The organism is Amycolatopsis sp. A133 (genome assembly GCF_031082405.1).
In the GTDB taxonomy this organism is placed as follows: Bacteria; Actinomycetota; Actinomycetes; order Mycobacteriales; family Pseudonocardiaceae; genus Amycolatopsis.
Map to the genome: position 1 here is coordinate 272,282 of NZ_JAVHJU010000001.1, position 19,107 is coordinate 291,388.

At 70.7% G+C, this 19,107-nt stretch carries 18 protein-coding genes; 13 read left to right on the forward strand and 5 right to left on the reverse strand.

Annotation, left to right across the window (positions count from 1 at the left end):
• Positions 1–684: 684 nt before the first annotated feature.
• From Q5425_RS01335 to Q5425_RS01350, 4 genes are all read left to right on the forward strand, one after another.
• A complete protein-coding gene (locus Q5425_RS01335; protein ID WP_308670174.1) occupies positions 685–1,413 on the forward strand; it encodes an NUDIX domain-containing protein in 729 nt (242 codons plus the stop codon).
• Positions 1,410–2,543, forward strand: a complete 1,134-nt coding sequence (locus Q5425_RS01340) for a 5'-methylthioadenosine/S-adenosylhomocysteine nucleosidase (RefSeq protein ID WP_308670175.1) — start codon at positions 1,410–1,412, stop codon at positions 2,541–2,543. The genes Q5425_RS01335 and Q5425_RS01340 overlap by 4 nt, the downstream gene beginning before the upstream one ends.
• Positions 2,540–4,528, forward strand: coding sequence for a hypothetical protein (locus tag Q5425_RS01345; RefSeq protein ID WP_308670176.1), 1,989 nt, complete (start codon positions 2,540–2,542; stop codon positions 4,526–4,528). The genes Q5425_RS01340 and Q5425_RS01345 overlap by 4 nt, the downstream gene beginning before the upstream one ends.
• A 70-nt stretch (positions 4,529–4,598) precedes the next feature.
• A complete protein-coding gene (locus Q5425_RS01350) occupies positions 4,599–6,914 on the forward strand; it encodes a tetratricopeptide repeat protein (protein WP_308670177.1) in 2,316 nt (771 codons plus the stop codon).
• Between the two features lies 1 nt (position 6,915).
• Here the strand turns inward: Q5425_RS01350 and Q5425_RS01355 are convergent, their stop codons facing one another.
• Positions 6,916–7,479 (reverse strand): ABATE domain-containing protein, encoded by a 564-nt coding sequence (locus Q5425_RS01355; RefSeq protein WP_308670178.1) that lies wholly within the window; start codon positions 7,477–7,479, stop codon positions 6,916–6,918.
• Between the two features lie 47 nt (positions 7,480–7,526).
• On the opposite strand from Q5425_RS01355, the gene Q5425_RS01360 reads away from it, so the two are divergent.
• Positions 7,527–8,432, forward strand: coding sequence for a 2-dehydropantoate 2-reductase (locus Q5425_RS01360; protein WP_308670179.1), 906 nt, complete (start codon positions 7,527–7,529; stop codon positions 8,430–8,432).
• 38 nt (positions 8,433–8,470) lie between these two features.
• Complete coding sequence (locus tag Q5425_RS01365; RefSeq protein ID WP_308670180.1) at positions 8,471–9,397, forward strand: TAXI family TRAP transporter solute-binding subunit; 927 nt, start codon at positions 8,471–8,473, stop codon at positions 9,395–9,397.
• Here the strand turns inward: Q5425_RS01365 and Q5425_RS01370 are convergent.
• Complete coding sequence (locus tag Q5425_RS01370) at positions 9,394–10,791, reverse strand: HAMP domain-containing sensor histidine kinase (protein ID WP_308670181.1); 1,398 nt, start codon at positions 10,789–10,791, stop codon at positions 9,394–9,396. The genes Q5425_RS01365 and Q5425_RS01370 overlap by 4 nt on opposite strands.
• Positions 10,792–10,797: 6 nt before the next feature.
• Positions 10,798–11,472, reverse strand: coding sequence for a response regulator transcription factor (locus Q5425_RS01375; protein ID WP_308670287.1), 675 nt, complete (start codon positions 11,470–11,472; stop codon positions 10,798–10,800).
• 279 nt (positions 11,473–11,751) lie between these two features.
• Here Q5425_RS01375 and Q5425_RS01380 point away from each other — a divergent pair, with 279 nt between their 5' ends.
• The 7 genes from Q5425_RS01380 to Q5425_RS01410 all read left to right on the forward strand — a co-directional run bounded on the left by Q5425_RS01380 (position 11,752) and on the right by Q5425_RS01410 (position 17,398).
• Entirely contained in the window at positions 11,752–12,480 is a 729-nt protein-coding gene (locus Q5425_RS01380) for an amino acid ABC transporter ATP-binding protein (protein WP_308670288.1), read from the forward strand.
• Between the two features lie 57 nt (positions 12,481–12,537).
• Complete coding sequence (locus Q5425_RS01385; protein WP_308670182.1) at positions 12,538–13,464, forward strand: glutamate ABC transporter substrate-binding protein; 927 nt, start codon at positions 12,538–12,540, stop codon at positions 13,462–13,464.
• 86 nt (positions 13,465–13,550) lie between these two features.
• Entirely contained in the window at positions 13,551–14,198 is a 648-nt protein-coding gene (locus Q5425_RS01390; protein WP_308670183.1) for an amino acid ABC transporter permease, read from the forward strand.
• Positions 14,195–15,055 carry an amino acid ABC transporter permease gene (locus tag Q5425_RS01395; protein WP_308670184.1) on the forward strand — a complete coding sequence of 287 codons (861 nt, stop codon included), beginning with the start codon at positions 14,195–14,197 and terminating at the stop codon, positions 15,053–15,055. The genes Q5425_RS01390 and Q5425_RS01395 overlap by 4 nt, the downstream gene beginning before the upstream one ends.
• A 75-nt stretch (positions 15,056–15,130) precedes the next feature.
• Positions 15,131–15,868 carry an SDR family oxidoreductase gene (locus Q5425_RS01400; protein WP_308670185.1) on the forward strand — a complete coding sequence of 246 codons (738 nt, stop codon included), beginning with the start codon at positions 15,131–15,133 and terminating at the stop codon, positions 15,866–15,868.
• A gap of 486 nt (positions 15,869–16,354) precedes the next feature.
• Positions 16,355–17,206: a helix-turn-helix transcriptional regulator gene (locus tag Q5425_RS01405; protein WP_308670186.1), complete on the forward strand. Its 852-nt coding sequence runs from the start codon at positions 16,355–16,357 to the stop codon at positions 17,204–17,206.
• Between the two features lie 3 nt (positions 17,207–17,209).
• Positions 17,210–17,398: a DUF397 domain-containing protein gene (locus tag Q5425_RS01410; protein WP_308670187.1), complete on the forward strand. Its 189-nt coding sequence runs from the start codon at positions 17,210–17,212 to the stop codon at positions 17,396–17,398.
• 66 nt (positions 17,399–17,464) lie between these two features.
• Here Q5425_RS01410 and Q5425_RS01415 read toward each other — a convergent pair whose 3' ends face one another.
• Both Q5425_RS01415 and Q5425_RS01420 read right to left on the reverse strand, forming a co-directional pair.
• A complete protein-coding gene (locus Q5425_RS01415) occupies positions 17,465–18,586 on the reverse strand; it encodes an amidohydrolase family protein (protein ID WP_308670188.1) in 1,122 nt (373 codons plus the stop codon).
• Entirely contained in the window at positions 18,583–19,107 is a 525-nt protein-coding gene (locus Q5425_RS01420; RefSeq protein ID WP_308670189.1) for a GNAT family N-acetyltransferase, read from the reverse strand. The genes Q5425_RS01415 and Q5425_RS01420 overlap by 4 nt, the downstream gene beginning before the upstream one ends.

The window sequence follows — 19,107 nt, forward strand, 5'->3', positions numbered from 1 at the left end:
TGCGCGGGGCGGCGCGGCCGGGTTCGTCAGTGACACCTCCAGTTCGGCGCGGCCGCCCGGTGCGACACGACCTCCTCGGTACGGGTTCCGTGACGGGAAAGATCTCCCGGCGGGATCCCGCGCAGGTGGCGGGTTCCAGCCGCAGGGGCGCAAAGCCCGCGGCCCGCAGCCGGACGCGCGCGTCCGCCGTCGGCTTCGATCGGCTCGCCCGTTCTTCAAGGAGGTCGGTCCGCCAGGCCGACCGCACTCCGCCGTGCAGCGCAACGAACGCCGTGGCCGGAAAGCCGGTCGATTCGTACAGCCGCCGGGTGATCGCGTCCGAGGGGCGATCACCGAGCCCGGGGCGGCCGGGCGCTCCCGGTGGAGGCGCCCGCCGGGCCGGATCGGGGCGCGGCCTCCTGCACGCCGCGCGGGAAACCGGCGTCCCGCCAGTCCCTGCCCGGCGATGAGGATGACGAGGTCGAACGTGCGCGTCCAGCGCTGTCAGGCGAAATCCCGTGGGTGGCGCGAACGGGGACCGCTCCTCCGCTTGACGGCGCGTCCCTGACGTCCGGCTGTCAACCGTCGTCCCTGGACTGACGATCGCTCCGTCACCCGTACGCCGCAGCTCGTTAACCCTCCGTCATCTTCGACAATCTCAGATTCACCTTTACTGTCTATGTGACAGTAATTAGAGTCGACACCATGCCCGATGGTCGTTGGACTCCCCCACCCGTTCTGCTCGCCGTCGATCTGGTGATCTTCACCCTGCGCGAATCAGTGCTGCACGTGCTCCTCGTTGAACGGGGTATCGACCCGTTCCGCGGCGCGCTGGCGCTGCCGGGTGGCTTCCTCGCCACCGGCTCCGAGGACATCATCACGGCCGCGCACCGGGAACTGCACGAAGAAGCCAACCTCGACGCCACTCGATTGCACCTGGAACAACTCGGCGCCTACGGCACACCTGATCGCGACCCGAGGGGACGGGTCGTCTCCGTGGCTTACCTCGCGATCGCGCCCGGGCTCCCGGAACCTCTGGCCGGCACCGATGCTGCCCATGCCGCTTGGACACCGGTCTCCGACATCTTGACCCACCGTGCCCGGCTGGCCTTCGACCACGAACAGATACTTAACGACGGCCTGGAACGGGCTCGGGCCAAACTCGAACACACCGCCCTCGCCACTGCGTTCTGCGCTCGCCACTTCACGATCAACGACCTGCAGAAGGTCTACGAGGCGGTCTGGGGCGTCGAACTCGACCCCCGGAACTTCTACCGCAAGGTTCAGGCGGTCGACGGCTTCATCGTCCCGATGGGCGCCGAACGCCGGGCCGGCCGAGGCCGCCCGGCTCGCCTGTTCACGTCCGGAACCCGGACAGCGCTGTTCCCACCCCTGGTACGCCCCACCCCGATGACAGCGGAGGCGCGAGGATGACCGATGACCTGGTAGTGATGCTCACCGCGTTCAACGAGGAGTACAAGGCCGTGCACCAGCGGCTGACCGGCATCACGACGCACCGGCACGACCGGGGTACGCGGTTCGAGATCGGCACGATCCCCGGCAGTTCGTGCCGCGTCGCGCTCGCCCTCGCCGGCAAAGGCTCGCAGTCGGCCGCCGTTCTCTCCGAACGCGCGGTCCAAGAGTTCTCGCCCGCGGCGATCATGTTCGTCGGTGTCGCCGGCGCACTTTGGGACACTCCGCTCGGCGATGTCGTCGTCGCCACCCACGTCTACGCCTACCACGGCGGCACCAGCGAGGACGACGGCCTCAAAGCCCGCCCCCGGGTGTGGGAAACCGACCACGAAGTCAGTCAGATCGCCCAGCACGTCGCTCGCGCCGGCAGTTGGGCCCACGGTCTTCCACCGGAAACCGCAGTGCACTTCGGTGTCATCGCGGCCGGCGAAGTCGTCCAGAACTCCCGGATCTCGGCCGAGGCGCGTTGGATCCGTCAGCACTACAACGACGCCCTGGCCATCGAAATGGAAGCGGCCGGCGTGGCCCAGGCAGGTCACCTCAGCGGTTCGCCCGTCGCCGTCGTCCGCGGTATCAGCGACAAAGCGGATGGCTCCAAAACCACCGCCGCCGACCGCAGCTGGCAACCGAAGGCCGCGGCCAACGCGGCCGCCTTCGCCGTCCACCTCGCCACCGAACTCGTCCGCGAACGAAAGCAGGCCGCCATGAACGACGACACCACCCCCGGCCACGGCACCGTTTACTCCACCTCCCACGGACAGGTCGGGATCCAGGCTGTCAACGTCACGGGCAGCACGGTCTGGCAGAACACCGGCCCGTCCGCGATGAGCACCCCGGACTTCGCCGCCGAACTGGCTTCACTCCGCAACGACCTCGCCCGTGAACGCCACCGCGGCCGGCTCGACAACGACACCTACGACGCTGCCCGGACCGAACTCGACATCGCCGACGGCGCTCTCGAGTCGGCGACGCCGGAAAGCAGGAAGACCTTCGTGCTCGCGCTCAAACGACTCGGCGGCCTGATTGCCGACCTCACCGGTTTGGCAGCCAAGATCACTGCACTGATCACCGCGGCCAAAGGCATCTCATGACCAGCCCGCACCCGACGACCCACGCCACGGTCGGAAAGGGAGCACATGTCGGCATCGTGGCGACAGAGGTCCACGATTCGACCGTCTACCAAGTACTTCCCGGAGCCTCACCAGCCGAGAAGTACGCCGTCGGGCTCCGTTACCTGGAAGACGGGATCCCCAGCCGGGCCCGCGAACTCATCGAAGAAGCCCGCGGGCACGGTCTCACCGATGGGAACGTCCAGTTCCATTGGGTGCTCGCGATGCTCTCCAAACGGTCCTATCGTGATCTCACGTCCGACGAACGGCACCAGCTGGCGGGTCTGCCCGCGATTTGCGCGGCGCTCCCCGACGATGCGTGGGCCCGTGCGCTCGACGCCCTGTGCGAACTGCTGGGCTATCTCGCCACGCCCCACAGCAACCCGCAACCGGCGATCAGGGCGCTCACGGAACTCGATCGGCCGCAACGCGAGCAGATCCAGCGCCATCTCGACCTCGTCCTCACCGGCGGGCTCCGCGACAGCTTCTGGGCCGAAACCCGTCGCAACGCCGAAGCGACGCAGCTGGGCAACGGCCGGACGGATCGCGTCTGGGCCTATTTCCACCCTCGACCGGTCCGGCCTCGAGTCCGCCAACCTGCACCCTCCGAAACCACCTCACGAGATCGTGCGCGAGCCACGATCGGAACACTCGTGAGCACCCTCGCCGTCCTCTACCTGGGGCGGACGATCTTTCTCAATGCGCAGGTTCTGCCGATCGTCGCCTACCTCTCCGCCGCGGCCGCTGCCGTCTTGGCCGTCCGCAACGGCCATGAGTGGCGCTACCGATCTGCTCGGATCGCGGCCAAGGACCGCCTTTACCGTTCCCGGCCCGGTCGCGGAAGTGCCGTCGAGGAGGGCTTCAGCCGCCGGGTGGATCATGCGTTCACCCACTACTTCGCCCGCTACGCACCTCGCGACGACACCCGGCAGGAGTGCCTTGCCGCGACGGCGGGGTTCCAGGCTGTACTGCGGAACGAGATCGCCGAGATCTATCGCGAAAGCCGTATCCCGATCGGGCGCGTGAGATGGCTGATCCGTCACGAAGCCGGCAGCGTTGTCCGCCAGTGGAAGGCCGGCGAGCTGTTCCGGTACCGCACGCAATACCGGGTCGAGCCGTCGATCAAACTTCGCTGCGTCGGCATGACCGTCGTGCTCGTCGCGGCAGCCGGCTACACGATCGCTTCGGCCGTCGCGACCAGCCTGGTTCCCCATGTAGCCGCAGCCGTCATCGCAATTGCGGCCACGACAACAGCGGGTGCAGGGTGGTCGCGAATCGTCAGCGAACGCCGCCGGATCGCGGAAGACCAGCTCGACTGCGACGAAGTGCTCGCATCTCGCGAAGCCGCCTACGCTCGCTGGAAACACAAGCTCGATTCGACCCGGCCCTCCGAAGCCGAGATGGAGCAGTGGCTCAACGCCGACAAGATCAAGTTGCTGGACAAAGCGTTGAAACACTACCGGCTCGCCTGGCGCGACATCCTCACCCATGCGTTCCTGCAGACTCCCGCCAAGTCCTGCAAACGAGCACGGGTCAACGGCGCGCCGTGGCGCTACTCCAAGTACGACATCCGGCTTTTCTTGATCACGCACGACGGCGTGCGGGAACTCAGCACGGAGATCGACTTCGAGAACGCCTGCCTCAACGGTGAAGAGCGCAACAACTTCCGCTTCGACGCTGTCTCGTCGGTCCACGTGGCCACCAGCTCGGAACTGAGCTACAGCATGGAACTGGTGCTCATGAACGGTGAGCCGCAGAACATCGACATCACCGACCACGAATCCAGCGAAGCCGCATCGGACGAGAGCCCGCTCGCACTGGCGAAAATGTCTCTCGAAGCAGCCGGTTTCACCAATACACTGCACATTCTGGAAGGCATTGCCGCGGAAGGGAAGAACTGGATCAAGCGCGATCCGTACATCAACGCCGCTCCGGGAGGGGCTATCACAGAAAACCGCCTGCGCTGACGTCGCTGATTTCCCGGATGCAAGAGGCCATCCCGCTGGGTTAGCCTGTGTTCCGGGAAAGGAGCGCTCGGTGGGGGACGACGAGGAAACCACGGTTTCCGGAACCGCGAACGCCTCGGGCGCCGGCAGCATCGCGGTCGGCGCCGTCGGGCGGGACGTGCACATCGGCCCGGCCGCCTCGGCTCCCGGCACCGCGCACGCCCACAGCGGCACCGTCTCCGCCGGGGTCGTTCTGGGGGATCTGATCGTCCACCAGGCCGCCGTGCCCGGGCCGGCCGCCGTCGTGACCAGGCTGACCCGTGAAACCGGTGACCCGGCCGAGCTCTTCGTCGGCCGCGAAGAACAGACGCGGCGGCTCCTCGCTTTGCTGGAGCCCGGCGCCGTGGTGGTGACCGCCGTCGCCGGGATGGGCGGGATCGGGAAGACCGCGCTGGCGCGGCACGTCGGCGTGGCGGCACACGGCCGGTTCGGCGGCGGTGTCTTCTTCGTGGACCTGCACGGCTACGACTCCGCACCGATCCGGCCGCGGCAGGTGTTCGGGTCCCTGCTGCGCGTCCTCGACGTCCCCGCCGACGGGATCCCGCCGGACGCCGGCGAGCGGGCCGCCGTCTACCACCAGGTCCTCGACCAGCTCGCCCGGGCCGGGCGCCGGGTGCTGCTGGTGCTCGACAACGTCTCCGCCGCCGATCAGGTGCGCGACCTGCTGCCGCGGCACCGCTCGCACCGGGCGCTCGTCACGACCCGCGACACCCTCGGCCTCCCGGGCGCACACCGCTTCGACCTGGACGTCCTGGCCGATGCCGACGCCGTGCAGCTGCTGACGCGGGTTCTCGCGCAGCGGAACCCCGAGGATCCGCGGGTGTCCGAAGCGCCCGCCGCGGCGTTGCGGCTGGTGCGGATCTGCGGCGCGCTGCCGCTGGCGATCCGGCTCACCGCGTCGATCCTCGCCGACGAGCCGAGCCTGCCCGTCGACGGCCTGGTCGGCGAGCTGACCGCAGCCGGCGGTCCCGGCGTCCACCGGACCGAGCACGGCGAAGAGACCGTCGGGGCCGTCTTCGACCAGTCCTGGCACCGGCTCCGGACGCGCGCCGCCGACGCCGCCGCCCTGCTGCCCCTGCTGACGATCGATCCCGGACCCGACTTCGCCACGGACGCGGCCGCGGCGCTCGCGGGCACCACGTCCGCCGTCGCCGCGGCCCGGCTGCGCACCCTGCGCGCCGCGTCCCTGCTGCAGCAGACGGCGACGGGCCGGTGGCAGCTGCACGACCTGATCCGGCTCTGCGCCTACCAGCACCTCACGCCCGAGACCGCCGGCCCCGCCGCGGAGAGGCTCCTCACCCACTACGCCGAGCTGGTGACGGCGGCCGACAGCCGGTTCCGGGCCTTTTCGGGCGAGCCGGTGGACGAGCGGTTCCCCAGTACGCAAGACGCCCTGGCGTGGCTCGACGCCGAACGCACCACGCTGACCGCCGCCGTCGTCCGCGCGCACGGGATCGGGGCCCATCGATTCGCGTTCCACATCGGTACCTACCTGACCGAGTACCTCGAGTGGCGGCACCACCTGACCGATTGGCTCCTGGTCACCGACTACGCCACGCGAGCGGCGGCGCTCCTCGACGACCCGGATGCTTCGGCCACGGCCTGGAACAACTTCGGCAACGCCCTGGAGCAGGCGCGCCGGTACGACGAAGCGATCGACGCCGATCAGCGGGCCCTGGCGCTCTTCCGCGAGCTGGGCGACCGCCGGGGGGAAGCCTCGAGCTGGAGCAACCTCGGCATCGCCCTGCTGGGCGAGCTCCGGATCGACGAGGCGATCGACGCCCACCGCCACGCCCTGCGCCTGTACCGGGCCCTCGGCGATCGCCCTGGGCAAGGCCGCGCCTGGGCCAATCTCGCGCACACGTTTTCCAGCGCTCGGCGGTACGACGTCGCGATCAACGCCTGCCGTCGGTCGTTGCGCCTGTTCCGGGAGATCGGTGACCGGCACCTCGAGGCCCGGGCGTGGGACAACCTGGGGAACCTGTGCAACGAGCTGCAGCGCTTCGGCGAGGCGATCGACGCGTACTCCCTGGCCGTGGCCCTCCACCACGACGTCGGTGACCAGCGCCGCGAAGCCGTGGCGTGGGATCACCTGGGAACTGCGCTGCGCCAGGGGTTCGAGTTCGAGAAGGCGATCGAGGCGCACGGGCGGGCCATCCGGTACTTCCGGCACACCGGTGCCTGCCGCGAGGAAGGCCTGGCCTGGTTCAACCTGGCCTTCGCGCTGGGGCCCGCGCGCTCGGTGGAAGAGGCGAAGTCGGCGTGGGAGACGGCCGCGAGGCTCTTCCGCGAGGCGGGCGACGAGGAGCTGCTCGCCCACACGGTGCGGTGGCTGGAAAACCCGTGAGCTACCGGACGGCGGACCGGTAGCGCTGCATCTTCTCCCGGCTCCCGCACGCACTCATCGAGCACCAGCGGCGCGCGCCCGCCCGGGACGTGTCCAGGAACAGCAGCGAGCACTCGGGGTTGGCGCACTCGCGCAGGCGGGCGGCCTCGTCGCCGCCGAGCACCGCGACCGCGTCCGCGGCGATCAGGCCCAGCAGCGACGGCACGGTCGCCGGGACCGGCCGCGCCCGCAGCCCGGCCGGGGTGAGGTGCAGGGCGCTGACCGGCGGCGGGTGCGCCGCCCACCGGTTCACGGTGGCGATGTCCTCCGCCTGCGCCGGGTCGTCGCCGAGCTGGGTGCGCAGCAGGCGGTAGACGGCCTCGCGGAGTTCGCGGGCCGCGGCCAGGTCGGCCGCCGAGCAGGCCGGATCGGCCGGGGTCAGCCCGGCTTCGGTGCACCAGCGGCCCAGTGCCGCGGGGTCGGTCAGGCGCTCGAACCCGCCGTCGCGCCACCGCATGCCGACCGTGGCCGTGAAGTTCACCGACGGCCGCCCGCCGTGGAAGCGGAACCCCTGCTTGTCTCCCACGCCGGGAACGCTACCGTGTTACCGGTTGAACCGGTAACGTGCGCGGAGTGAAATTCGCGATCATCGGCGCGGGCGGCCTCGGCGGGTTCTTCGGGGCCCGGCTCGCCGCCGCCGGACACGACGTCTCCTTCCTGGCCCGCGGCGAGCACCTCACGGCGTTGCGCGAGCGCGGCCTCACCGTGCTCGGCCCGGACGGGACGGCCACCACCCGGCCCGTCCACGCCAGCGGCGACCCGGCGGAGCTCGGTACCGCCGACGCCGTCCTGCTGGCGGTGAAGACCTGGCAGCTCGACGCCGCCGTGGCCGCGCTCCCGGCCGGGACGGACGCGGTGATCACGCTGCAGAACGGGGTCGACGCCCCCGCGCAGGTCGCCCGGGTGCTGGGCGAGGACGCGGTCCTCCCCGGCGTGGCGAAGGTGATCGCCGCGCTCGCCGGGCCGGGCACGATCCGGCACGTCGGCGGCCCCGGCTCGCTCGACGTCGCGGAGTGGGACAACCGGCCGAGCGAGCGGGTCGAGCGGATCCGCGCCGCGTTCGGCACCGCCGGGATCGCCACCACACCCCCGGCGGACATCTGGGCCGACCTGTGGGCGAAGTTCCTCTTCATCGCGCCGGCCGGCGGGCTGGGCGCGGTCACCGGCGCCCCGTTCGGCGAGCTGCGCGGGCACCCCGAAACGCGGCGGACGCTGCAGGCGGCCATGGCGGAGATCGAACGCCTGGCCCACGCGTCCGGCGTCGCACTGCCCGCCGACGTCGTCGCCGCCACGCTGGCGTTCGTCGACCGGCAGCCCGCCGAGGGCACGACGTCACTGCAGCGCGACATCGCGGCCGGTCGTCCGTCCGAATTGGACGCTTGGACCGGTTCCGTGGTGCGGCTCGGCCGGGAGACCGGCGTCCCGACGCCCGTCAACGACGTCCTCCACGCGGTGCTGCGGCTGCGCGAAAACCGGTGAGGCTGCCTGCCGGGCGCGAAGTCTGGCACGATCAGGCCGTGACCGGCAGCAGGCGCACGTGCGGACTCGCGATGGCGGCCGTCCTCCTGCTGGTGCTGACCGCCTGCACCGCCGGCTTCGGCGAGCTCAAACTGCGGATCGCCGCGGGCAACTCCGGTGGCGTCTACTACAAGCTCGCCCAGACCCTCGCCGGCGCCTGGCAGACCGGCCTGGACATCGACCGGCCGCAGGTGCTGCAGACCCAGGGCTCGCCCGACAACGTCGACAAGGTGCTCACCCGCCAGGCCGACGTCGCCTTCGTCGCCGCCGACGTCGCCGCGGACCGCTACCAGGCCCGTCGCGATTTCGCCGCGCTCGCCCGGATCCACGACGACTACCTGCACATCGTCGTCCGGGCCGACTCCGACATCCGGTCGGTGTCCCAGCTGAGCGGCCACCGGATCGCGATCGGCTCACCGCAGTCCGGCGTCGAGTACATCGCCGAGTGGCTGCTCCTGGCGCTCGGGCTGCGCGACTCGGTCGGCACGACCACCCGCGGCCTCGACGATTCCGTCGTCGCGCTGCGGAACCACGAGGTCGACGCGTTCTTCTGGTCCGGCGGGCTGCCCACGCCGAAGCTGCTGGAACCGGAGAATCGAGGCCGGCTGCGCCTGCTCGACCTCGCCGATGTGCTGCCGAAGGTGCAGGCGCTCAGCCCGGTCTACAGCACCGCGACGATCCCGGCGAGCACGTACGACCAGCTCCTCCCGGTGACGACGCTGGTGGTCCCGAACTTCCTGGTGGTCCCGAAGTCCATGCCCGACGACGTGGCGGAAGCCCTGGTCCGCGGCCTGTTCGACGCCCGCCCCCGGCTCGCGCTCGCCAATCCGGCGGCCCTGTCCATCGACGTCCACCCGGGCATCGAGACCCAGCCGGTCCCGCTCCACCCCGGCGCGCTGCGGTACTACCGGGCGCAGAAGACCTAAACGACCGGGAACACCATCGCGATCCGCAGCCCGCCGTCCTCGGGCAGCTCCAGCTCCAGCTCCCCGTCGGAGTGGGCGACGAGCTCGCTGACGATCGCCAGCCCCAGACCCGAACCGGGCACGTTCTGATGCGCCGGGCTGCGCCAGAACCGGTCCAGCGCGCGGTCGAGCTCATCCGGCTGCAAGCCCGGCCCGTGGTCACGCACCGACAACCGCACCCGGTCGCCCTCCCGTACCACCGCGATCCGGATTTCCGTCCCCGCCGCGGTGAACTTCAGCGCGTTGTCCAGGAGGGCATCCAAGATCGTCTCCGCGCCCCGCGGTGGCATGCACACGCGCGCGCCATCCCCGGAAGCGTCCACGACCAGGCGCACGTCCCGCGCCTCGCCGACCACCGACCAGTCCGCGACCCGGTCCGCCACGACCTCGTCCAGCACCACCGGGTCCAGCTCGCCGCCGGAGGCCTCGGCGCGGGCCATCGACAGCAGCCCGTCCAGGATCTGGTGCAGCCGCCCCGCGTCGACGCGGGCGGCCTCGAGGTCGGCGGCGGCCGGCTCGTCGTCGACGTGGCCTTCGAGGTTGCCGAGGCGGATCTTCAGCGCGGTCAGCGGGTTGCGCAGCTGGTGGGACGCGTCGGCGACAAACGCGCGCTGCGCGGCCAGCGCGCCGGACACGCTCTCGGCCATCCGGTCGAAAGAACGGCCGAGCTGACGCAGCTCCGGCGGCCCGCCGCTCTCCCCCACCGGCTCGGCCTCCCGGCCGCCGATCACCGACGCCACCAGCGCGCCGGTCGCGTCGTCGAGCCGCTGCACCGGCCGCAGGATCCACCGGACCACCGGGATCGCCACGGCCAGCGCGAGCGTGAAAGCGAGGATCCCGCCCGCGGCGAGCAGCAGCCACCACCACAGCACGTCGGCCCGCTCGGACCCGGTATCGGACACCGTGAGCACCGCGCCGTGCACCTCGCCGTCGGCGAGCACCGGTTCGGCGAGCACCAGCGGCGTCGAATCCCACGGCATCAGTACGCCGTCCGGCTGGGACCGGCGACCGGCGAGCGCCTCGTGGACCGGCTCGCTGATCCGCTCGTCCTCGAGGTGGATCCGCGCGGCGGACGGCCCGAGCGACGAGGCGAACAGCCTGCCGTCCTGGTCGACGACCGCCACCTGGACGCCGTACACCTCGTTGTAGCGCATCAGTTCCGGGTCGATCAGCCCCGGCTTGTTGTCCAGCAGCGGCCGCTGCGCCAGCGACGCGAACCGCGCGGTGTCGGTCAGCCGGTCGAGGAACAGGTCCTGCTGCGCGCCGGCGGCGATGCTCCTGGCCAGCGGGATGCCCAGGCCGAACACCAGCAACGCGACCAGCGTCAGCACGATGCCCTGCAGCCGGACGCGCACGTCCCCTCAGCTCCGGGCGACCTGGCCGCCGAGCCGGTAGCCGACCCCGCGGACCGTCTCGATCAGCGCCGGGCGGCCCAGCTTCGTCCGCAGCGTCGCGACGTGGACGTCCAGCGAACGGCTCTCCGCCGGGCCCCGGTGGCCCCACACCTCGGTGAGCACGTGCTCGCGCGAGCACACCGCGCCGCGGGCCCCCGCGACCAGCGCCAGCACCTGGAACTCCTTGCGGGACAGGGCGACCGCCTTCCCGCCGACGAGCACCTCGTGCCGGGATAGGTCGACGCTGACGTCGCCCACCCGGATCACCACCGGCTCGCTCGCCGGGTGCTCCCCCCGGCGGCGGCGCACGGCCTCGACGCGGGCGAGCAGCTCCTCGACGTCGTAGGGCTTGACGAGGTAGTCGTCGGCGCCCGCGCGCAGGCCCTGGATGCGGTCGTCGACCTCGCCGCGCGCCGAAACGACGATGATCGCGACATCGCTGACCGCGCGGATCTGACGACAGAGCGTCACGCCGTCGATGTCCGGCAGGCCGAGGTCGAGCAGGATGACGTCGACCTCGTGCACCCGGTCGAGCACCCCGGCGCCGGTGGCCAGCCGGGCGATCGCCAGGCCGCGGCGGGTCAGCGCCGGGATGAGCGCACCCGCGACCCGGTCGTCGTCCTCCACCAGCAGCACCCGCACCCGTCCGCCTCCCATGGTGACCTGCTTCACCGGCCGGTAGCGACGAACTCTAGGACGTCCGGGCCGGACCCGCACCGGCCACCCGAACGGTCACTCCCCGTGACCGGCGGGTGGACACCCCCAAAAGGGACATCGATACTCAGTTGAAACCCTAAGTATTGCTCAAGCGGCCTTGCCAGCCGGTGCAGCAACGGTAGGTTCTCGCCATCGCGTGGTGACCCATGCCCGATTTGCACGAACGACCCGGGAGGCCAGATGACCGCGGAGGTGGCGGCGCCGATGATCAAGGCGTCCGCCGTGAACAAGTACTTCGGCGACCTGCACGTGCTCAGGGAGATCACGCTCGAGGTGCCTCGCGGCCAGGTCGTCGTGGTGCTGGGCCCGTCGGGGTCGGGCAAGTCGACCCTGTGCCGGGCGATCAACCGGCTGGAGCCGATCAACTCGGGCGAGATCGCCGTCGACGGCGTCCCGCTGCCCGCCGAGGGCAAGGCCCTGGCCGCGCTGCGGGCCGACGTCGGCATGGTGTTCCAGTCGTTCAACCTGTTCGCGCACAAGACCATCGTCGAAAACGTCATGCTCGCCCCGGTGAAGGTCCGCAAGGTCGGCCAGGCCGAGGCCCGCAAGACGGCGATGGAGCTGCTGGAGCGCGTCGGCATCGCCAACCAGGCCGACAAGTACCCGGCGCAGCTCTCGGGCGGCCAGCAGCAGCGCGTCGCCATCGCGCGGGCGCTGGCGATGCGACCCAAGGTCATGCTGTTCGACGAGCCGACCTCGGCGCTGGACCCGGAGATGGTCCAGGAGGTCCTCGACGTGATGACGGGCCTGGCCAAGGACGGCATGACGATGGTCGTCGTCACCCACGAGATGGGCTTCGCCCGGCGGGCAGCCGATCGGGTGATCTTCATGGCCGACGGCGAGATCGTCGAGGACACGACGCCGGAAGCGTTCTTCACCGCGCCGAAGAGCGAGCGCGCGAAGGACTTCCTCGGCAAGATCCTTACCCACTGAGAAAACGTTCCGCGGCGCCGCTGGCGTCCCGGGTGACGACACACAGGAGAGATTCACATGAGGATCCGCACCCTCGCGGTGGGACTGCTCGCCGGTGGGCTGGCGCTGACCACGCTGACCGCCTGCGGCAAGGAAGGCACCCCGACCACGCCGGGCTCGGGTGAGCAGAGCGGCACGAACGCCGCGGCCCTGCCGACCTACCCGGTCGCGCAAGGCGTCGACCTGGCCGGCTCGCCGGTGTTCGCGAAGATGAAGTCGGCGGGCGCGCTGACCGTCGGCGCGAAGGACGACCAGCCCGGCCTGGGCCAGAAGGACCCGACGACCGGCAAGTTCGGCGGCTTCGACATCGAGATCGCGAAGCTCGTCTCGGCCGGCCTCGGCTTCGACCCGGAGAAGATCACCTTCCGCACGGTCGACTCCGGCGCCCGCGAGCAGACGATCGCGAACGGCGACGTGAACTACTACGTCGGCACGTACTCGATCACCGACAAGCGCAAGGGGCTCGTCTCCTTCGCCGGCCCGTACTTCGTGGCCGGCCAGGACCTGCTCGTGCGCAAGGACGACAGCTCGATCACCGGCAAGGACACCCTCAAGGGCAAGAAGGTCTGCTCGGTCACCGGCTCGACCCCGATCCAGAAGGTCCGCCAGGAGAACCTGACCGAACCGGGCAACATCGTCGAGTTCCAGAAGTACTCGCAGTGCGTCGAGAAGCTGCTGTCGAAGGACGTCGACGCGGTCACGACCGACGACGCGATCCTCAAGGGCTTCGCGTCCCAGGACCCGGACAACCTGAAGGTCATCGGCCAGACGTTCTCCACGGAGAAGTACGGCATCGGCCTGAACAAGGACGACAAGGTCCTGCGCGACAAGGTCAACGAGATCCTGCAGAAGGCGCTGGACGACGGCACCTGGGACAAGATCTACGCCGCGACGCTCGGCAAGTCCGGTTCGCCGGCCAAGAAGCCGACCCTCGAGAAGTACTGACGTTCGCGTGACGGCCGGTGGATCGGGCTTCCCGATCCACCGGCCTTCTCCATCCACCACCTGACCACGGACGCGGGGAAGGCTCCATGGACGTCCTGCTCAACAACCTGGACCTGTTCGGTCCGTTCTTCCTCACCACGATCGAACTGTTCCTGCTCTCGGCCGTCGGCAGCCTGGTCTGGGGCACGATCCTGGCCATGCTGCGGGTGAGCCCGGTCCCCGTCTTCCGCGCCGTCGGCACGGCGTACGTGACGATCGCCCGGAACACCCCCCTCACCTTGGTGTTCGCGTTCTTCGTGTTCGCGTACCCGCTGCTCGACATCGTCAAGCTCGACTACTTCCCGGCCGCCGTGACCGCGCTGACCGTGTACACCTCGGCGTTCATCTGCGAGGTCGTGCGCTCGGGCATCAACACCGTGCCGGTCGGCCAGGCCGAGGCGGGCCGGGCCCTGGGGCTGACCTTCGCCCAGATCCTCGGCCAGGTCGTGCTGCCGCAGGCACTGCGCTCGGTCGTGCCGCCGCTGATCAGCACCCTGATCGCGCTGCTGAAGAACACCACCATCGCCGCCGGTTTCTCCGTCGCGGAGGCCGGCGCGATCCGCTCGTACCTGTCCGAACGCGGGGAGAACCAGCTGATCGGGCTGCTGTGGGTCGCGCTCGGCTTCATCATCCTGGTCGCCGTGCTGTCGTTCGCCCAACGCAGCCTGGAGAAGCGCTGGAGCGTGGCCCGATGAGCAACGTCCTGTTCGACGTGCCGGGCCCGAAGGCCCGGCTGCGGTACCGCACGTACGCCGTGGTCGGCACGATCGTGGTCCTCGCGTTCGTCGGCTACATCGGGTGGCGGTTCTACGACAGCGGCCAGTTCACCGCCCGCAAGTGGGAGTGGCTGCAGTACACGCAGGTCCAGCAGGACCTCGCCAACGCGGTCCTGCAGACCCTCCAGGCGTTCGCCGCCGCCGCCGTGCTGGCCTTGGTCTTCGGCGCGATCTTCGCGGCGGGCCGGCTGTCCGACCACGCCTGGATCCGCAGGATCGCCGGGTTCGTCGTCGAGTTCTTCCGCGCCATCCCCGCGCTGATCCTGATGTTCCTGTTCTACTTCGGCCTGCCGACGGCCGGCGTGCCGACGACCCCGTTCCTCGGCGTGGTCCTCGGCCTGACGCTGTACAACGGCTCGGTGCTCGCGGAGGTCTTCCGCGCGGGCATCCAGTCGCTGCCGAAGGGGCAGAGCGAAGCCGCGTACGCGCTGGGCATGCGCAAGACGCAGGTGATGTTCCTGGTCCTGCTGCCGCAGGCGATCCGGGCGATGCTGCCGACGATCATCAGCCAGCTGGTCGTGCTGCTGAAGGACACCGCGCTCGGCTTCATCATCACGTTCCAGGAACTGCTGTACTACGCGCGCTACATCGGCTCGCAGGGCTCGTTCGGGCGGCCGATCGTGCCGTCGACGATCGTGGCGACCGGCATCTACGTCGTGATGTGCCTGCTGCTGACGGCGCTGGCGACGTACCTGGAGCGGCGCAACCGGCGCAACAAGAAGGTCGTGGCGGCCCCGCCCGCCGCGGCCGACGACCTCGTGGCCGCGTCGGCCTGAGTCACCCGTTCGAGGCCCCCGGGACACGTCCCGGGGGCCTTGTCGTGTCCCGGGCCGTCCCCTAGCGTCGGGCGCATGGGTGTCGCACTGGTGACCGGCAGTTCACGGGGCCTCGGGCGGGTGATCGCCAGGAGGCTCGCCCGCGACGGGTTCGCCGTCGCGGTCAACGGCGTCCACGACGACGCCGACCTCAAGACCGCCGCGGAGGGCATCCTCGCCGAAGGGGGCCGCGCGGCGGCGTTCGCCGCGGACGTGACCGACCGGCGCCAGGTCGGCGAGCTGGTCGACGCCGTCACGGCGTTGCTGGGCCCGATCGGGGTGCTGGTGCTCAACGCGACCGGCCCGCAGCCGGAAGCACCGCTGTCGGCCGTGGACTGGCCGGAACACCTGGCCCAGCTGGACTTCTTCGTGCGGTCGCCGGTGCTGCTCGGGCACGCGGTGCTGCCGGGGATGCGCGCCCGCCGTCACGGCCGCATCGTGCACGTGGATTCGGAGGTCGCGGACCGCCCGCCCCCCGGCCGCTCGGCGTACGCGACGGCGAAGAGCGCACAGATCGGCCTGGCCCGCGCGTGGGCGCGCGAACTGGCACCGGACGGCATCACGGTCAACACGGTGGCCCCCGGGTTCGTCCCGGTGGAACGGCACGCGGAGGTCCCGGCGGCCGAGCGGGAGCAGTACCGGGCATCGGTCCCGGCGGGCCGGTTGGGCACCCCGGAGGACGTGGCGGCGGCGGTGAGCTTCTTCGCGTCGGAGGAGGCGGGCTTCGTCACCGGCCAGCGCCTGCTGGTGGACGGCGGCCGCGCACTCGGCTGAGCCGTCCCGTGAGGTGGGGGACCCTACCGGCGCAGGACGCGGACTTCGCCCACTCGCCGCCGAGCGCGGGATGCGGCCGGTGCGGGCAGGGCGCGGCACCATCCCCGTCGCCGCCGCTCGGAGGCCGTGTCGGGGCACGGGGGTTGGCTGCTTTGCCGGTGCTCGGGTCGCTGACCGCCGTGCTCGTCCACGCAGGACTGTGGGCGAAACGGTGACACGCCTGGAAACGGAGATCACCCACAATGCAGGTAGCCGTTCCGGTTGGGATTTCGCTTCCCGTCGCATTCTTCCCGGACCAGTCGACCCATTAACTGCGATACCATATATCGTTTAAGAAAGCGCGAAGCGCCTTCACCGCGCGAAGCGGCTTCATAGCGCTTCGCGGTCGGATTCCATTGTCACACAGGCGGAACAGCGACCTCCTTGCGGTGAATCCCGCGCGCGGCGCCCGCCGTTTTGTCGGAGGTCCCCTCTACCGTCCGTGGCATGACCGAAAAAAGCACGGTGCGCACGCGGGAAATGGCCTTCGAACTGAAGGGCCAGCGCGAGCTGAAACGGCTGACCCTGCGCGAGCTGGCCCGCCGCGCGGACTGGTCGGCGTCCAGGGTGTCGGCCTGGGAGAACGGCCGCCGCATCTCGGCGATCGACGCGGCGATCTACCTCGCCCACTGCGGCACCAAGGCCGCCGAACGCGCGCGGCTCCTCGAGCTGACCAAGCCGCCCAGCGACCTCTACTGGGTGCGTCCCTACTTCGACAAGCTCGTCGACCCGATGAAATCGCTCATCGTCCAGGAGAACCTCGCCGACACCATCGTCTCGCACAGCCCGACCGCCATCCCGGGCATGCTGCAGACCGAGGACTACGTCAAGGAATTGCACGAACTGACCGGGCGCTACACCGCGGACCGCCTCAAGCTCCTCGTGCAGGCCCGGATCGACCGGCAGCAGCTCCTGCAGCGGCGGAATCCGCCGCGCTGCCTCTACTTCATCTACGAACGCAGTCTCCGGACCATCGTCCGCGATCCGGCGCTGATGCACGAACAGCTGCAGTACCTGGTGCTGTCGACCAACCTGCCGCACTGCTCCATCCGGATCTTGCCGGAGTCCGCGCTGCCCTACCACCTCGTGGGCAGCCGGTTCACCATCATGGAGTTCCCCGAACACCCACCGGTCGTCTACGAGGAAACCTACGCGGCCGGCCTGTTCATCGACGACCGGGTCGCGGTCGAGGCGTTCTACGTCCTGGCCACGAGGCTGGAACAAGCGGCCCTTTCCGAGGGACAATCGAGGGAGGTGCTCATCCGGCTGGCGGATGAGTTCGAGCGCATGAAGGAGTGACCGATGGCGGGCCGCGAGCAGAAGTGGTTCAAGAGCACTCACAGCGATGCCGACACCGAACACAGCACCTGCGTCGAAGTGGCACTCGACACCGGAACCACCGCGGTCCGCGACTCGAAGGCACCCGCCGCCGGGCAGCTGACCGTCCCCCACCCCGCGTGGAACGCCCTGCTCGGTTCGCTGCGATGCTGAGCTGATCGATACTGATCCGACCACAGTCACGGCCGTGCGGCTTCGTAGCAACGGGTGCGGAGCGGCCTATTTTCCGGCCGGATCGGTAACGCGGTTCCCGTCGTGCCAGACGGCCCGGATCCGCCCGGGCAGATCGGTCACGTCGAGCTCCGCGCCGTCCAGCAGCACCAGATCGGCGCGCAGGCCCGGCTCGATGCGGCCGCGGTCGTCGTCGAGGCGGAGCAGGCGAGCCGCTTCGGAGGTGGCCGCCTTCAGGGCGGCCACCTCGCCGAGCACCGCGGCCAGCAGCCGCAGCTCGGTCGTCAAGTCGACATGGGGACGCGGGGCGAGGTCGGAGCCCGCAGCGATGCGGACACCCGCCTCCACCGCGAGGCGCAGCGAGCGGCGGTGCGTCTCGGCGTGCTCGCTGTCGCTGATCGGCGAGAGCGTCGGCACGTACCAGGCGTCGGCCATGGCGGTGACCGCCGAGTCGTCGAGGAACGTGCCGTGCTCGATGCTGCGCGCTCCGGCGCGGGCCGCCGAGACGACCGCGGCGGAGGTGTGCGCGTGGGCCAGGACGTCCCGGCCGCAGCGGCGGGCCTCGTCGACCAGTGCGGCGAGCTCGTCGTCGGTCGGCCGGACGTCGGCACCCGAGCGCACCGCCCGCATGGCCCCGCTCGCGCCGACCTTGATCCAGTCGGCGCCCGCGCGGACCATCCGGCGGACGGCCGCGCGCGCCGCGTCCGGCCCGTCGAACAGCGGGTCGGGCAGCGACGGGTCGCCGTAGTGGTCAACGGCGCCCGCGGGTGGCTCCCAGCTGTCGCCGAGCCCGCCGGTCGGGCCCAGCTGACGCAGGCTGAGCAGCAGGTCGGGCCCGGTGATCCAGCCGGCGCGCAGGGCGTGCCGGAAGCCGGCGTCGGCGCCCCAGGCGTCGCGCACGGTGGTGATCCCGCGCGCCAGCAGCCCGCGCAGCACGGGCACGGCTTCGAGGATCCGCGCACTGCGCGGCAGCGGCTCGGGCCGCGGGAAGGCGACGTGCACGTGGCAGTCGATGAGCCCGGGAATCAGCAGGCCCCCGGAACAGTCGACGCGCTCGCCGTCGAGCCCCGCCCCGACCTCGGCGATCCGGTCGCCGTCCAGCCGGACGTCCGCGCGGGCGGTCTCCCCGGTCTCGGGGTCGAACACCAGCGCTCCGGCGAGCACCGTCACCCGAGGTCCTTGCGGTAGACGACGAAGTCGCACGGCGTGGCCAGCGCCGGCGCGAGGTGCGGGTAATCCCCGGCGAAGTCGGCGCGGTGCGTGACGCGGTAGCCGAGCCGTTCGTACCACCCGGCCAGGAACTGCTTCGACGGATGCACCCAGTCCCGCGGCACCAGCAGTTCGAGCTGCATCTCCCGGCACCCCGCGTCCCGGCTCGCCTCCTCGGCGAACCGCACGAGGTCCCGCCCGACGCCGAGGCCCCGGCACGCCGGATCGGCGGCGAGCATGCCGAACTCGCCGGTGCGGTCGTCGAGCCGCTGGATCCGCACCGCGCCGGCGAGCGCACCCTCGACGCGGGCGACGGCGACCTCCCCGTCCCGCACGAACCCGGCGACCTCCCCGGCGGACGTCCGGTCGGTGCTTTCCCGCCAGAGCCCCTTCTCGGACTCGGCGTAGACCTGGTTGACCAGCGCCGTGACCCGTGCGATCACGGCGTGGTCAACCGACGGGGGCAGCAGTTCGAGCTCCAT